This window comes from Paenibacillus wynnii, from assembly GCF_030812855.1.
GTDB classification, from domain to species: Bacteria; Bacillota; Bacilli; order Paenibacillales; family Paenibacillaceae; genus Paenibacillus_AQ; species Paenibacillus_AQ wynnii_A.
In genome coordinates, this window is record NZ_JAUSTK010000007.1 from 62,331 (window position 1) to 78,132 (window position 15,802).

The following is a 15,802-nucleotide window of genomic DNA, read 5'->3' on the forward strand; positions in this document are numbered from 1 at the left end:
TGCGCCATTCTCAGATGGAATTTTTAGGGTATAATATAGAAAATTATTGAATTGAAGGGCACTGCTTCCCTGGCTTTTCTGGAGACAACCTCGCTGCTTATTGCGGGGTTGTTTTTTTATTGTTATGAAAGGTGGGATTAACATGAGTGAAATACAAGAAACAAGAGCCATCTTAACGAAAGAAGACCTAACCCAGCACTTAAAAGCTGTGGACTGATGAAAGGACAAACCATATTCGTTCACACTTCACTAAGCGTTCGGATTGAACATTAAGGGGTACACACTTGAATCAATCGCGAATTCCTTCTCCGTCATACGGTCTTCGCGGGTAATCAAAAATAACCGCTTGCTGGCTCCCGAGACCGCAAGCAGTTAAGGCCCAATTTCGCCCTACTTGTGATAAGGTTCACCCCGCTGTCTGAAGCGGCAAGTTTTAAGGCCATCCTTTGCGGGATGGCCTTTTTTATGATCTAAGCATCAATTATTCTCATCAGCGCTAAGTTTTTCGAATAAGGCTCGAAATGGAACCATTACGCTTCCGTCTATTATGAAAGGTGCGACATCGAAAGTGACCGACTCCCCATCGAGAGAAACTTGAATCTACTCTGGCTTAGTACCATCGTTATTTCCCAAATCTACAATGACGCCATTGTTCTCTAGTTTTTTGACAACCTGCCTCGCTAGCTCATTCAGCGGGTTGTTTGCCAAAGATACTTCTCTTAAATGCGGTATCGTTTCGAGCACTTCAATATCCCGGATGAGGTTATCGTCCAGATAAAGATACTCCAATGTAGGGTGATTTTTTAATGGCGTCAAATCTTGAATTTTATTTCCGCTCAGCATGATCCATTTTAACTTCAATTTCTGAATGGGCCTTAGATCTGCCACCTGATTGTTGCTGGCAAGAAGATCGGTCAGCTTGTGTAAATTCTTCAACGGCATTAGACTTTTTATCTTGTTATCGTCAACAACCAGTGTTTGCAGAGAACTTAACCCGGAAAGCGGTGAAAGGTCTGTAATCTGATTCCCGTCAACAGCTAAAAACGTCAGTTTTTTCAACTTGCCGAGCGGTGTAATATTCTTTATATTTTGACCAGGCAGAAATAGTCTCTGCATGTTAACGGCATATTCAAGTCCTTGCAAACTGATGATTTTATTCTTGGATTCCATAGGATACAAAGATTTCAACTTCTGCAAATCACTCGCCTTGACCTCTTTATTAGCCGACAGCTTTAATTCCGCTCGAATGGCTTTCGCCAAAGCCGGGTCCGTAATAACGGATGCGGCCCAAATGGATGTTGCCGGTAAGAATACGAGAACCAAACAAAACACGATGATATTTTTTACTAATTGAGTAGGCATATAGACTCTCCTTTTAAGCAACTCGAATGGGTGCCATCCTTACTTTTATCGGATTTTTCATGAACGACCAAGACATCTTTCAACTACCAACTTCTTCTCTTCGTCCTCCGGAAACTTACTTCTAGCGACGATCCCACTCAGCAAGAACAACTTGAGCCTGTATGGAGTATAATTCCATTAAATGATCGTACGTATCCATTGCTTGACTCTGAAACACTTCATCAGCTAAAGGATCAGTATAGATATTTATTACCGCGTGTATCAAATCTCCATTCCGGGTAATCAGTAGCCTGTTCCCACAAAACCGCACCCAAGTTATATCCTCCGTACATCATGGACCTTGATCCGGCATAATCCAGAATTAATGTGTGAATATCTCCACTAAGTTCTTGGTGACTCTTCTTAAGATTGTACAAGAAAAATCCTACCTGTCGCTGAACCTCTTCGTCTTCATCATTCATAAGTCGGTATAAACCATCTTTAAGAATGGGGCAGGGATTATTCAACAAATTGTTCGAAAATATTTCCCCACACCTCCACGATGAGCTAGAGACCCAGTTAGCATTTTTGTTAGTAAAGTCTCCATTTGTCCTTGGATTTGTTGACTTTCGAAGAGATCCTCAGAAATTAAAGATAGGGCAATAAGTTCAGCCCCACGTTGTTGAATACCTTCCTTTTCCTCGCTTATGAGTGCATGTAAATGAGAAAATAGACGCTCAAATGGCTTACCCATCGCCCAGTAACAAAAATCACCTGTATACGGCAATCCTAGTATAAAAACAACCACCTTATAACATTAATTAGCAACTTTCTTAACCTTAACACAAACTTTTTGGCAAATTGAAAACTACTATCTACGACGGTTCACCTTATACGGTATGACGGCTATATTTTTACCATCGCTTGACAATTATTAGGTTTAGAAACTATACTAAATTTATGGATAAAAATAAGTCTAATCAATTAAACGACAACAATACCGGAAGCCGTAATCTGGGACGCTTGATTATGCAGCTTCGGCGACTTGAACGTCAACCCCATACCTTTGGAAGCGCCGGACCTTTAACCCCCAGCGAAATTCATACTATTGAGGCTATCGGTTCCGAGGGAACTGTTCTTATGAGCGAACTCGCCGGGCGCCTGGGAATTACAAAAGGTGCGGTCACGCAGCTTATTGCACGATTGGAAATTAAAGAACTTGTCGTGCGTTCACCCCATCCCAATGATTCGAGAGGGACCATGATTTCACTTACCGAAAAAGGAAAAGAGGCTAATACGGCTCACGAAGAAGTCCAACGCCAATTTTACAATCAATTGCGTGCTCAGTTAAGCGAACAGGAGATCGAAATATTTGAGAAAGGCATTGATAAGTTAAACTCCTTTTTACGAAAATAATTTTTTTTGATTAATTAGTTTAGTAACTATACTAATATCATTACAGGGAGCAGGGGGGAATCTAAATGAAGGAACATATTGTCGTGATTGGTGGTTATGGTCATGTAGGACAAATGATCTGCAGAGAGCTATGCGAGTTATATCCCGGTAAAGTTTTTGCTGCTGGAAGAAGCCTAGAACGTGCGGAACTATTCAGCCGCGCAACCGGTGGAAAGGTCATGCCCTTACAACTCAACATCAACGAACCGGTCAATCCGGATGTTCTAGATAACGTGAAGTTGATCATTATGTGTCTGGATCAAACGGATACCAACTTCGTTCGTTCTTGTTTCGAAAGAGAAATCCTTTATGTAGATATTTCCGCGAATGTTTCGTTTCTTTCTCAGGTGGAAAAATTGCATTCAGAAGCTTATGACCGTCATACAACAGCCGTGTTGAGCATTGGTCTTGCTCCGGGGATGACAAATTTGATGGCTCTCCATGCCACAGGTTTGATGGATCAGACGGATGCTATAGATATATCCATCATGCTTGGATTGGGAGATCAGCATGGCAAAGCCGCCATCGAATGGACGATCGATAACTTAGGCACGCAATTTGGTGTCATTAAAGATGGACGTATGACGGCAGTCTCCAGCTTTAAAGACGGTAAAATAACCGACTTTGGAATAGGTCTGGGACGTAAAAAAGCATATCGATTCAATTTTTCGGATCAACATGTGCTACCGCGAACGCTTGGTGTATCGTCAGTCTCCACACGCCTCTGTTTCGATTCAACACCAGTAACCGAATTATTGGCTTGGCTGAGAACAGCTGGAGTATTCCACTTATTGAGATATAGGCCGATTCGCAATATCGTCGTCCAATTGTTCGGCAGGATACATCTCGGAACCGAGATGTTTGCCGTGAAAATTGATGCACGGGGGAAAAAGAGCCAAGAGAATATGTTGGTAGAATGCTTCCTCCAGGGGAGAAAGGAAGCCGAAATTACCGCCAAAGTCGCCTCAGCTGTAGCGGATGCTGTTTACCGTTCTCCGTACCCCCATGGTGTATATCATATTGATCAGTTATTTGATTTAGAGACCCTATGCCGTCTTATGAATGGCATGGTTTCTATTCAAACCAGGATAAATGGCCAACAATATCCCTAATAACGAATAAAGAAATCATCTCTCATGTCACGAGAGGAAGAACGGAAGCCGAGTCCCGATGTTATGGATGGGATATACCAATTTCCATTAACTGGGTTTTTTAGAGAGAAATTCGAAAAAAAATGAAGTAGACCGGGGAGAGTCCTTTGGCACTGCTCCTTGTTCATTTTATTAAGCTACCCTGCCCTTTCGTCTTGACACATAACAAAGACCTCTCTTCCGAGAGGTCTTTGTTATTAACCTAAAAGATTTGGGAATGAGCTTCACCGGAACACAGTGCTCCCTTACTGTCCCACCTCATATAAAGACGTATCCAGTGCCCGGATATATGGTGTCCATTCCCCTGTCGTGTAGAGCAGAAGCCGATGCATCGCGCGGGTACATGCCGTGTAAAAGAGCTTGCGCTCACTCTCACGTTGATAGGTACGCGAAGAAGCATCGTAGATCAGCACGGCGTCGAATTCTACTCCCTTAGCCAGATATGCGGGAATAACCAACGTCCCTTTCTCAAAGGTGAGCGTCTCCTTCGTAATGAGCCGCAGTGCTTTACAACCCGCTGTCGTCAATGCTTTATAGGCCTCGAGGCTTTCGGCTGCGGTCTTCGTAATGACAGCGATGGTATCGAAGCCTTCTGCCTTAAGCGCTGCGAGATCCTCAACTATTCGCGCCGCCCGCTTCTCGTCGCTGTCAGCTTCGAAGAGGTGCGGCTTCCCGCCGCTTCTTTCAAAGGGGACGATCTCTTCACTTGGCAGCAGCGACTTCGTAAACTCCACAATCTCGCGGGTCGAACGATAGCTCCGCACAAGACGGATCAGGCTCGTGTCAGCTTCGCCGTAAAGCCGGATCAAAGACGAATCCGCCTCGTGCAGATTCGTGGCCTGAGGGAAGATCGCTTGGCTGAAGTCGCCGAGCACGGTCATTCGGGCGCGGGGAAATAGCTGCTTGAGGAACACGTATTGGAACGGCGAATAATCCTGGCCTTCATCAATAAATAAATGCCGCACATCCGTGTTCGTCCGAGTCCCCTCTATTAGTTCTTTTAAATAAAGAAACGGGGTCGCATCCTCATAAAACAATTCGAGCCGGCCCAGCTTCTCCTTCGTTTGCCTGCAGATTTCCGCCCACCGATCAGGCATTTCGGTCTCGTTCGTCATTGTCTGATAGGCGGCCTTTTCACCGAACAGCTGATCATACAGTCCGATCATATCTATGAACAGGAACCGCTTCGCCTCCCGCCTCAGCGGTCTAAAGTACTCCTTCACGATCATCCGGCGCAGTAGTTCTTCTTGCTGCATGGTAAAGTCGAAGACGTTCTCTTCCCCCTGAGACTTCTTGAGCAGTTGGCTGTAGACTTCGGCATACTCCTCATTATCGAGGTAATCGAGTTCATCTTGAACCCAGAGCGCTTCCCGTTCCTGATGCTCCAGCGAAGTCAGTTCCCGAAGCAGCCATTCCTGCAACTGAGCAACGCGGTTTACCAGGCGGATAGAACTGTCATAGCTGTAGAACTGCGATTTCATTTGCTCCGCGCTAATCAGATCGCGGTCACGGAAGCAGATACCGCGGAACAGCATGCCTTCCTCTCCCAGCCACAGTGCATAGTTTTGCATAGCCTGCAGGAAAGCCTCGGAAGCCTTATACTTTATTCCGATCAGCCGTGCTTCATACGCTGGCGAGAAGTTTGACTGCAGTATATATTCGATCTGCTCGAACGGATTCTCTAGTTGGAATGTCGATCCAAGCCAATGCTCAAGATATTCCTGAAAAGTCGTCTGTTGCATGTTCTCCTCGCCGAGCTCTGGAAGAACCGTGGATACATAACTGTTGAACATCGGATTAGGCGAGAAAAGAACGATCTGGTCCGCCTTGAGCCTATCACGGTGTTTGTACAACAAGTATGCCACCCGTTGCAGTGCCGCTGATGTCTTTCCGCTGCCGGCCACACCCTGTACAATAAGCATCCGGCTTTTGTCGTTGCGGATGATGGCGTTTTGTTCCTTTTGGATGGTGGCTACAATGCTCTTCATTTGCGTATCCGCGCCCTTGCCAAGCACCTGCTGAAGCAATTCATCGCCGATTGTTATGCTCGTGTCGAACACATTCTGGAGCTGACCGTCACGGATCTGGTATTGCCGCTTCAGCGTCATCCTGCCCGTAATTTGTCCAACTGGCGTTTCATAGCTGGACACTCCTGGAGAACAGTCGTAGTACATACTTGCGATTGGTGTCCGCCAGTCATACACCAGAAAGCTCAAGCCGTCTCTATCCAGGAAGGATGATACACCGATGTACACGGGTTCGATCAAGCCCGAACCATCTTCCTGATAATCGATGCGCCCGAAGTAGGGAGACGGCAAGAGCCGCTTCATACTTTTATAGCGTTCCACCCACAGTCGGTGGCTGCGCTCCCGTTCGGACAATATTCTCTCCTGCTGCTTTATACTGTAGAAGGTATCTGCGAAATCTTCGTAGCTGCTCGTGTTGACCGTTACTTCCTCCCAAAAACGCTTGCGAATGTCCACCACCTGATCGCGCAGTCCGGTCACCTCCGGTTCCTGTTCGGCGATTTTTGATCGCAGCCTTTCCTTAACCAAATCCAGCCGCTCCTCTTCTTGCTGCAAATCATTTGTGTTAATCATTCTCCTGAACACACTCCTTTTCAGTCTGGTCTGAATGCGAAAAAGAACGTTTGACAAACCGGGAATTCGTATGGTAAGATTAAGATGTAAATAAGATGCGTTAACTTCGAACATTTTTTACAAAAAATCACATTCATTTTTCACTATATCATAATACTGTTATGTACGCAATTACTTTACATAGTTGAACCCGGCAGAGCCTGCCGGGTTCTTTTTTATTCAGCCTTCCAGTCTCTTCAACCAGTCCATAATTGTATCTACCGATTCTCTATATCTCTGCCCTACGAGCACGCCGGTATGCGTTGTGTTCCACAGTCCGTTATATTCAGCACGGAGGTGCTCCGCTGCCGCTCTACCCCGGCGGTCGTCATTATCACAGCTTACTGCACTGATAACCAAACACGGACAAGAAATCGAACTGCTGTCTATGGAAATGCCCGTTGCTCCGAAATGAAAAGAAAACGCGCTAAAGGCCTTTGCTGACTCCATGGTCAGATACTTTTTCTGAAATTCAATGTCATCTGGTGTTTCATCTATGCTTGAAAGCTCTTCACGGGCTGGGGCAGGCAATAGGATGCCAGGTGACACCCGAGCTATGTCTTGGTAAGGTACGACTTCATGAACTTCTTTGCTTATGCTTGAATCGATCAACACCAACCCGGCGATTTCGGCGGTTTCAGCCAACTTCTGGGCCAGGATTCCCCCCATGCTAAATCCGATAAGAATTGGCGGAACACCACATTCAGCGATGACCTCTTTAATATCCTCCAAATAATCCTCGAAGGTTATCTTCGTCATATCCAGCAGTCTGCTTTTGTAGTGACTTCTCAAATTCATCACGTAGCATTTCCACCCTTCACCGATGAAGTGAGGGATGTATTTGCTCCACATCCAGCTGCCTGTAAAGGCACCGTGTACAAAAAGCAAAGGCGGCCTGTTGTTAGCTGCTTTCGGGGGAATTGCCCCTTCGAATATCTCTAGATATAAATCGTTGTCCCCAAGGTATTTCTCCGTATGCTCGGGCAATTCTTTCGTATAATCTCTCACGATTGCATCCTCCTGGTCATTTAGTTTGACATCAAACTATATGCTAAAATTTTTTTAGAAGTTGTGATATATTTTTTCTAAAATGTTAAGCAGATCTTCTTTTTCTTTATCCGAGATATTCAAGTAAAACAAGTCTAACAATTCCGTAGACACGGATTCAAAGACCGGTTCCAGTTCTCTCCCCTTTGGGGATAAAGCCACATATACAACCCTCGTGTCCTCTCTATCCCTTTCCTTTGTCACGTATCCAAGCCGGACCAACTTGTCGACAAGTGCCGTGACCGTAGATTTATCCTTATGAATCCTTTTGGAGATATCCGCCATAGTGAGTCTGGGCTGCTTAAATAACGCATAGATGATATCACCATGCGAAGTGCCAATACCATTTATCCCCTGCTTCACCATTTCTGCAACAATGAACCGATTAACTTTCTCCCTAATTTTGGAGATCAATGAAATGACATCTCTAGTTTCCATATCCGCATTATAGTTTGATATCAAACTAATGTCAAATCGACTGTCCGGGGCGATTCGTTGTTACTCTTGTCTCCAAGAACTCATATGCGGCCATGCCCCCATGGCATTGACAGTAAGTAGTATCCATCAAAAACCGGAAGATTAATATCCAATAGAATGAGGTGTGGACCTGTCTGCTTAAATTCCGTAAGCACCTGGTCAAATCGGGTCACTTCCACCACATCGTACTGCCACTTAATCAAAGTATCAGCGACAATCCGTCTAATTTTTTCATCGTCCTCAATCATCATTATTCTATACATGAAATCCCTCATCATTGTTAAAATGGTCACTACATTTATTTTAGCACAATCTTTGGAGGACTTTCATGCTAGGACTAACCGTTATTCCGACAATAACAGGCAAGTGGTACTCGTAACACTAGTACCGCCGCTTCAAGGTTCAGTTCATCCGTATTGGCCTATCTGCCGGTTGTCACCAGGACCGCGTCGGCCTTCCACTCCTGCGTTTTTTACTGATTATTCTAGAGTAAAGGACTGGCCTGACCAGCCCCTCCTCATCAAACCGTACGTGAGGTTTTCCCTCATACGGCTTTCCGATGTTCGTCATTCATGGGCATGCAGTTTACAATAGCGTTTTAAGTCCATACTGGACGGCAATATATCTAACCTCTGACAGTGAACCCATCCATCTTCTACGTTGTCTTTTCTTGGCATACCACCGTGTTAATCGCTGCAAAATATACCAGTCCAACTTGGCTAATCTCTTTTGGCTGTAGTTCGTGTAGTAATAATTTCTCCATCCTTGGATCTTTGGATTGAGCCATTTTACCTGTTCCGCAAACGATTTCGAGCGTATGCTCGGGGGTGCCAATCTTTCTTTGACCACCTCTCGAATGCGTTCCTCTGCCTTTTTCGTTAGCCACTGTTGTGTGGTGTAGTACACCTTACCTCGGGATGTTTCTGCTTTGGTTTTCCGGTGATGCATCCCTAAGAAGTCGAATCCTTCGTCTCCAATCCATAATCCAACAATGCGGGTTTTGGTCGGGTGTAGGGTTAACTCCAAACGCTCCATAATTTTGCGTATGAGCTCATACGCATGTTCGGCGTCCTTTTTCGTTTTGCAAACCACTACAAAGTCGTCTGCATACCTCGTTAGTTCACCTACTCCTTTTCCGTGTTTCTCCCATAATTGGTCGAAGTAATTTAGATAGATATTCGCCAGTAACGGTGAAATCACTCCTCCTTGTGGAGTCCCTAAATCCGAGCGTCTTACCGTTCCTTCTTCCATAACTCCCGCTTGTAGCCACTTTCTCATTAATTTTAGTATCCGCCTGTCATTGATACGCATTTGCACCAATTTCATAAGCTTCTCTTGATTAATATTGTCAAAGTAGCCTTGGATATCGACGTCGACTACCCAATTTCCTTTGCGGTTGCAGGCTTTACGAATACGTTCCAAAGCTTGTTTAGCACTTCGTTTCGGACGAAAACCGAAGGATACTTCCCCAAAGTCTGCTTCAAAGATGGGCTCAATCACTAGTTTGGTTGCCATCTGTAGGACTCGATCCCGTACGGTGGGTATGCCTAATGGTCTTTGCTTGCCGTCTTTCTTCGGAATATAGTGTCTCGGTACAGGGTGCGGATGGTAGTTGCCTTCTTTAAGCTCTCGCTCACATACCTTGAGAAACGATATTTCTCCTTGTCCCTCAATATCTGCTAGCGTCACGGCATCTACTCCTGCGGCTCCTTTATTGGCTTTCACTCGTTTCCATGCTTCGCATAGAACGTCCCACCTGTAGATCTTGTCGTACAATGCGTGGAATTTACGCTTTTTGTTCTCCTTGGCCGCATGACCTAGCTTTTCTTGGAGTTGTTGAACTTTTTCCTTGGGTGTCGTTATCCGGTTGGCATCCACTCACTCTTACCTCCTCCAAAAGCATAAACAAAGCAGGGCTCCTTCCCTCCCTAAGGTTATGTTGTCCTTAGGTTCTTCGGTACTATGAGCCCCTCGGACTCCCTTCCCACAGACGGTTCACTTCGTCTTTTGGACTTATAGAGCGTCTCTTTACGGGTTCCTAAAAAAAAAACCGTGTGGGGGAGGGTCTCCCCAGTTCACTGCATTATCTTTCAATCCATGCCGTTCCCTATACGCCGGAAGGTTCTTCACTGTTGTTCCAAGTTCTTCACAGCTTCCTTGGCCTTCGTCTATTTTAGCGAGACTCGGCTCCCTCTTTTCCCCTTTGCAGGGCCTTTTTGACGACGCGGCAGGATTCACTTCATGTTGCGGCCTGGATTGTCGCTCGCCCTGTCTCTGACAGGTACTTTTGTCGATGCGCTTTTACACACAGATTTCGCCGTGCGCAAGCATCCTAGCTACAAAGGTGGCTTGGCCCCTCCTTTGGTTGGACTCTCACCAACTAGATAATGCGTGCCTCTGGGCACGCCTCAAACAAAAAAGCACCGGAAGAATGCCTCCGGTACTCTTTGCTATAATCGTGTATGACCGATACTACGAACGATTACTTCGCGCTACGGTTCTGAAGCTTGCGCGGGTCAACCTTGTTGTCCTGCAGGAGCGGGGTTTTCGCGCCCTTGGCAATTTGTTCCCAGGCCACCATTTTGAAATTCTGGTTAAGCCTCTTGCCATTGTTCATGTTGGAATCGTCCTGTGCGATGAACAAGCCATTAGGGTATTGTTCGCCGAGCCCGAAACCGAGCACATCGATCCCATCTGTTACCGAGGTTCCATCGGTCAAGGGGCCGTCTGTGATTTTGAAGCTCGTTATGAAGGCATTCTTACCTTCGCGGTCGTATACAGCATAGCTGTCACTGCCCTGGCTGGATGCGATCAGGTAACCATGGCCGTCCGCACCGTAATAGATCGTCAGCCCCTCAATATCATCCTGCAGCCGGCGCCCGTCCGCAATATCTACCGTAGACAGAGGTTTGGTGCCGCCGTCTGCTTCAGCATCGTATTTGTAGATCGCGTAATCCTCTTCCGCAATGTACATCATGCCATACTCATCATCCGCGACCAGGCCTTCGGATTGCGTTGTCAGCTTAAATTCACGTACAAGCTTGCCTGCAATTTTGCCATTCCCGTTATCCTTCAGCTCATACTGCTCGAACTCGCCGTCCTTGCCCAGGACCAGCGCATAGAACTTGTCCGTTTGCAGGCTGTGGTACAGGCTGAAGCCATACCCTACATTCTCTTCGCCAAAAAATTTAGCCGTCATTTATGATACGGTTCCCCGCGCTGTCTGTAACGGCAAGTTTTTATAGTATCCTAGACATGATGTACTTAAGATACATAATTATCATGAAGGTGTGAAAACTCCGAATGTAAGTATAATAACAGCCAATCATACGAGCAATATTTACCAAAAAGAGGCAAAAAACAGAGGCAGACTCATAAGTGTTCGCCTCTGGCTTATTTTGTTGTCTTATTTGGGGTTATCGTGATTAGTTGGATTAGTCAGAATTTATCAATCTTGTACCAGAATATGGGTAGCGGAAACCATCCTACGGGCGCAGTTACTGCCATATAACGACTGTGTTGTGTAAGCAGAAGTGCCTGAGCCTGCTGCTTATTAAGGACAACTGCATCGGGCTTAGCAGACCGCTCGACAGTCACGCCACTCGCATCCACTCGCGCAGTAATCGGCTGACCGTCCATGACTGCGGAGAATTCCCCCTGGACAATCCCTGTGGTCTTAAACTTAAGCGTCAGATAAGCCTTCAATACATTGGCAAAATCGAGAATATGATACATATCAGATGTCTCGATAACATAGTCTTCAGCAATGCTGCCAAGAGTCGTATTCAGCTGAATGTCATATTCTGGCGTATAAATAGAAATCCGCTCTGCTCTACTATATACCATATAAGCCTTGATAGTCCGCGAAATATCGTCCGTATTTTTCATCGCGAATTCAGATATTTCATCGCCTGCTTCGTTTACGATCAGATACCCGATCAACTTACCTTTATCCAGGACGCCCAGCGCATTTTGAAGGAGGGTGTTGAAAATAAGTGGCAATTGCTGTAAGTTACGTTCAATATAAGCAAGCCGCGAGGTGTTAATGCTATGCGCAAAGGATTCTGCTCCTTCAACCTCGAATAACGGGCAGAAGGATATTCCTGTGTCGTTCACATGTCTTAAGGCATGGCGCACGTTGGCCTTTCCCACGAAATACTTGATCTTTACACCGCCAAGAGTGAAGCCGAAATACTCATATCTCTGCCGCTGGCCATATAATACAACCATATCACACGTATTGCGCAGTTCTGCAAGCCACATGTCCATGAGCGCCTTCATATGCCCTTCGCCACGCGCCCGTGGATGGACAGATACGGTACCCAAATAGCCGGTTTGCAGAGTATAGTCACATACCGTCAGAGGCTCTGGAAAAACGGCCACCTGTGCGCGCAGCCTGCCTTTCTCATCCACAGCAACCTTATGCATGGCTGAAGAATCTACGTTCTTTCCATACGCTTTGGGCATCAGGGTTTCAAAATCTAAGCGAAAAGCATAGTTGGCTAAATCTATGCATTCATCGCGCTCATTCGGAGTTGCCATTCTGTATTCAACCATTTCCCCTATCCTTTCAGTCTAAATAGTAAACTACCTTCCTAGACTATAATTCTAGAAGCATATTCAATATCCTACCGGGCAGCGTAGTAGACCTCTCTAACGGTGAAAATAAAGAGGGGTTATAGAACTCTTTATGCCCCCACCACACTCCCTCATTCATCAATTCTCACCATTGAAAAAGACCCTTCAAAGAAATTTGGACTGACTAGGGAGGGCGCCCTTTTGTTTGAAGGCCCGGGCTCCACCAGAATTACTCGATCATTCTCTCCTTCCACGCCCCGCAGGCTTGTGACCGCGGGCAACGTTTCTGCAATGACGAGGCCATTTCGGAACACGAACCGCGGCGCCAGCCGCTGGCGGATCAGATCGCCAGAGTCCTTCGCGTCGAACAAGAGGAACGAGGCGGGCGTTCCATTACGGAATTCTCCGCCTTGGAAACTGTAAGCCTCCAGATTCATCGCCGCAGCTCCACCTTCCGTGATCATCCCCAGCAGGCTTCGCATTTCGGCACGTCCACTCATATGGGCCAGATGAGCAGCCATGTGGGCGGCGTCTAGTGGATTGCCCGTACCAAGGGGATAGAACGGTGAACGAATATCGTCGTGGGATAGCGCGACGTTGATACCAGCGCTCTGAAATTCCTTAATGCGCGTAATTCCTCTTCCCTTAGGATAGCCCCCATAGCGACCTTGCATAACACTGTTAATTAGCGGGCAAGCGACGATTGAAAGTCCGGACCGTTTGACAAGCCCAACGACTTTCTGGAAATATGATTCGTTATAATACGCCGCAGCATTTGCATGCGCCGCCGTCACCCGAGAGCCAATCCCTGTAGATAGCGCCAAGGAGGCACAGACCTCCAGATACTTGGAATTCTCGTCATCCGTCTCGTCACAGAAAACATGAACATATGCACCGCTGCGATCCGCAAGGTCGAACGCCTTGCGCAAGGACAGCACCCCTTCCTCGCGGGTGTGCTCCAGGTGCGGAACCGCGGACACTCCGTCAGCGCCCATTCGCAGCGCTTCCTCCATCCGCTCCACATTGGCCGGACAACACATGATTCCGTCCTGAGGAAATGCCGTGACTTGGATGTCTATCTGCCCGCGATAGCGCTCTTTAATCTCCATTATGGCTTCCAATGCCATCAGCTTCGGATCCCCAATGTCGACCATCGAACGCAGATGAAGGACACCGTAGCCGAGATAAAAGCGAATCGTGCGCTCCGCTCTTGCGATGATATCCTCCCTTGTGAGCGTCACCTTGCGTGAAGACCAGATTTCGATCCCTTCCGCCAGCGTACCGCTCTCGTTCCAGACGGGATTCCCTGCGGTCAGCGCCGTATCCAGATGGACGTGCGGCTCAACGAATGGAGGCACCAAAAGCCTGCCTTCCGCGTCGAGCGTCTCCGCGGCAGCCGCTTCTTCCAACTGGCCCAATCCCGCAATCAGCCCATCCCGTATTCCAATATCGACACTTGCGCCGCCTTCAGTTAGAAGGACATTTCTCACAATCAAATCATAAGCGTTCATCATCTCATCCCCCGCCATTCATTTAATGCCTTTGGTCGCCTCGTGGCCGGTATGAATAGAACCTGCGCTCGTCATGACTCCAGTCGGCTTGCCCTCCAATTCTCCACTTGCGCAAAGACTGCCTGACATGTCGAGGAACGCTTTGACCTGCGCCGGCATTGAACCGTAATAGGTCGGGAAGCCCCAGACAATGCCGTCAGCCCAGCGCAGATCGTCATGAGTTGCCTCCAGTAATTCCTTCTGCTCCTTTTGGGACGTTTCATACTTATCCCATCTTGCACCGACACGGAACTTGCCGGACAGCGAGTCTTCCCCGCGGTCTTGCCTGCGGCTCGGATGGTCGAGCAGTGCCGTTACGTTGTCAGGGGACCGAAACTCTGGTATGCGCACCAGCCTCACCTCGTGCCCTTCGTCTCGGGCTCCCTTTGCAGCCGCTTCAGACATCCGATGAATATGTCCGTACGCACTGAAATAGACGATCAAGACCCTGGCCATTCTCGCCCCTCCCTTCTGTGAAAAAACGACAGGAGCCGCGGAGTGAACGCGTACGGCCCCTGTCCAGTTCCTATTCTCTTGCCGCGCTCCCTCAGCCAAGACCCACAAGCGGAGCCGCGATTGTCCCGTAAGATTCCTGTACCTTCGTCCGGCCTTCAGCCCTGCGCTGACAACTCATTATTTTCCGGGAAGAAACTCGTTAGTGAACACATCGTCGATCGGCTCAGCTTTCTTAAGAATGCCGATGTCGACCAACTGCTTCTGCAATCCTTCCCAGATGTCCTTGCTCATGTAACCGACTCCGTTTGTCTCCGCGTCCCCGCTGTAGATAAGCGGCTCCTGGGCTTTTGAGGCAAACGCCATCGCTTCCACCTTCAGATCCGGGTTTTTCTCCAGCATTTCCTTGTTGATTTCTTCGGAATTGTCCTTGTAATAATCCCAACCCTTTATGGATGCTTCGATGTAAGCTTTGACGATATCCGGATGATCTTTCATGTAGTCTTCCGTTGTGAAAAGAATGTTGCCGTACTGCTTGTAGCCAAGATCATAATTGAGGAAATAATCGACCTCCACGCCCTCCTCCTTCATCGAGAACGGCTCGGAGGTTACATATATTTGTGTGGCGGAGTCCGGATCAGCAACGAAATTGGCGAGCGAACCGGTATACTTCATCTCCTCCACTTTGTCCAGCTTGTAAGCCTTCTTGAGATATTCCCAGAACGCTACGCCGCTGCCTACGTACACCTTATGGCCGTTCAACTCGGAGATGTCCTTGTATTTACCTTTATGGTACATAATGCCTTGCGGGTTCTTTTGGAATATCGCCGCGACTGCCACGAGTGGAATTCCGTTTTCCCGCGCCATCAAGATCTCGTCCGCCTGCCCCATTCCGAATTCGGCCTTGCCGGAAGCAACGATCTGCGAAGCGGATACCCCTGGGCCGCCCGGCTGGATTGTCATTTCAATCCCTGCGTCCTTGTAAAACCCCTTCGAAAGTGCCGCATACTGCCCACCATGCTCCGGCTGCGCAAACCAGTTCGTCACCTGTGTGACTTTGGTCATCGTGACTTCTGCGGGCTTGTTACTCGGCGATTCACCGCTCTGAGAA

The 15,802-nt window shown here is 47.4% G+C and carries 14 protein-coding genes and 1 pseudogene; 2 read left to right on the top strand and 13 right to left on the bottom strand.

The annotated features are described in order from the left end of the window. Positions 1 to 477: 477 nt before the first annotated feature. From J2T20_RS25750 to J2T20_RS09315, 3 genes are all read right to left on the bottom strand, one after another. Positions 478 to 600 carry a stalk domain-containing protein gene (locus J2T20_RS25750; RefSeq protein ID WP_373457781.1) on the bottom strand — a complete coding sequence of 41 codons (123 nt, stop codon included), beginning with the start codon at positions 598 to 600 and terminating at the stop codon, positions 478 to 480. Continuing rightward, complete coding sequence (locus J2T20_RS09310) at positions 601 to 1,362, bottom strand: leucine-rich repeat domain-containing protein (protein WP_307587689.1); 762 nt, start codon at positions 1,360 to 1,362, stop codon at positions 601 to 603. A 233-nt stretch (positions 1,363 to 1,595) separates the two neighbouring features. Then, complete coding sequence (locus J2T20_RS09315; protein ID WP_307587691.1) at positions 1,596 to 1,823, bottom strand: hypothetical protein; 228 nt, start codon at positions 1,821 to 1,823, stop codon at positions 1,596 to 1,598. Between the two features lie 478 nt (positions 1,824 to 2,301). On the opposite strand from J2T20_RS09315, the gene J2T20_RS09320 reads away from it, so the two are divergent. After that, positions 2,302 to 2,757 (top strand): MarR family winged helix-turn-helix transcriptional regulator, encoded by a 456-nt coding sequence (locus tag J2T20_RS09320; RefSeq protein WP_307587693.1) that lies wholly within the window; start codon positions 2,302 to 2,304, stop codon positions 2,755 to 2,757. Positions 2,758 to 2,822: 65 nt separating this feature from the next. After that, positions 2,823 to 3,908 carry a saccharopine dehydrogenase family protein gene (locus J2T20_RS09325; RefSeq protein ID WP_307587695.1) on the top strand — a complete coding sequence of 362 codons (1,086 nt, stop codon included), beginning with the start codon at positions 2,823 to 2,825 and terminating at the stop codon, positions 3,906 to 3,908. A gap of 284 nt (positions 3,909 to 4,192) precedes the next feature. Here the strand turns inward: J2T20_RS09325 and helD are convergent, their stop codons facing one another. From helD to J2T20_RS09375, 10 genes and pseudogenes are all read right to left on the bottom strand, one after another. Continuing rightward, positions 4,193 to 6,547, bottom strand: coding sequence for an RNA polymerase recycling motor HelD (helD, locus tag J2T20_RS09330; RefSeq protein WP_307587696.1), 2,355 nt, complete (start codon positions 6,545 to 6,547; stop codon positions 4,193 to 4,195). 219 nt (positions 6,548 to 6,766) lie between these two features. Next, positions 6,767 to 7,594 carry an alpha/beta fold hydrolase gene (locus tag J2T20_RS09335; RefSeq protein ID WP_307587699.1) on the bottom strand — a complete coding sequence of 276 codons (828 nt, stop codon included), beginning with the start codon at positions 7,592 to 7,594 and terminating at the stop codon, positions 6,767 to 6,769. Between the two features lie 54 nt (positions 7,595 to 7,648). After that, positions 7,649 to 8,071, bottom strand: a complete 423-nt coding sequence (locus tag J2T20_RS09340) for a MarR family winged helix-turn-helix transcriptional regulator (RefSeq protein WP_307587700.1) — start codon at positions 8,069 to 8,071, stop codon at positions 7,649 to 7,651. An 80-nt stretch (positions 8,072 to 8,151) separates the two neighbouring features. Beyond that, complete coding sequence (locus J2T20_RS09345) at positions 8,152 to 8,373, bottom strand: response regulator (protein WP_307587702.1); 222 nt, start codon at positions 8,371 to 8,373, stop codon at positions 8,152 to 8,154. A 322-nt stretch (positions 8,374 to 8,695) separates the two neighbouring features. Beyond that, a complete protein-coding gene (gene ltrA / locus J2T20_RS09350; protein ID WP_307587704.1) occupies positions 8,696 to 9,988 on the bottom strand; it encodes a group II intron reverse transcriptase/maturase in 1,293 nt (430 codons plus the stop codon). A gap of 604 nt (positions 9,989 to 10,592) precedes the next feature. Next, positions 10,593 to 11,273: pseudogene (locus J2T20_RS09355) on the bottom strand (phytase); the annotation flags it as partial. Between the two features lie 275 nt (positions 11,274 to 11,548). Continuing rightward, positions 11,549 to 12,667, bottom strand: a complete 1,119-nt coding sequence (locus J2T20_RS09360) for a GNAT family N-acetyltransferase (protein ID WP_307587706.1) — start codon at positions 12,665 to 12,667, stop codon at positions 11,549 to 11,551. Between the two features lie 152 nt (positions 12,668 to 12,819). Next, positions 12,820 to 14,202, bottom strand: coding sequence for an amidohydrolase family protein (locus J2T20_RS09365; protein ID WP_307587708.1), 1,383 nt, complete (start codon positions 14,200 to 14,202; stop codon positions 12,820 to 12,822). 15 nt (positions 14,203 to 14,217) lie between these two features. Beyond that, positions 14,218 to 14,694 carry a flavodoxin family protein gene (locus tag J2T20_RS09370; protein WP_307587709.1) on the bottom strand — a complete coding sequence of 159 codons (477 nt, stop codon included), beginning with the start codon at positions 14,692 to 14,694 and terminating at the stop codon, positions 14,218 to 14,220. Between the two features lie 177 nt (positions 14,695 to 14,871). Beyond that, positions 14,872 to 15,756 (bottom strand): ABC transporter substrate-binding protein, encoded by an 885-nt coding sequence (locus J2T20_RS09375; RefSeq protein WP_307587711.1) that lies wholly within the window; start codon positions 15,754 to 15,756, stop codon positions 14,872 to 14,874. Between the last annotated feature and the right edge of the window lie 46 nt (positions 15,757 to 15,802).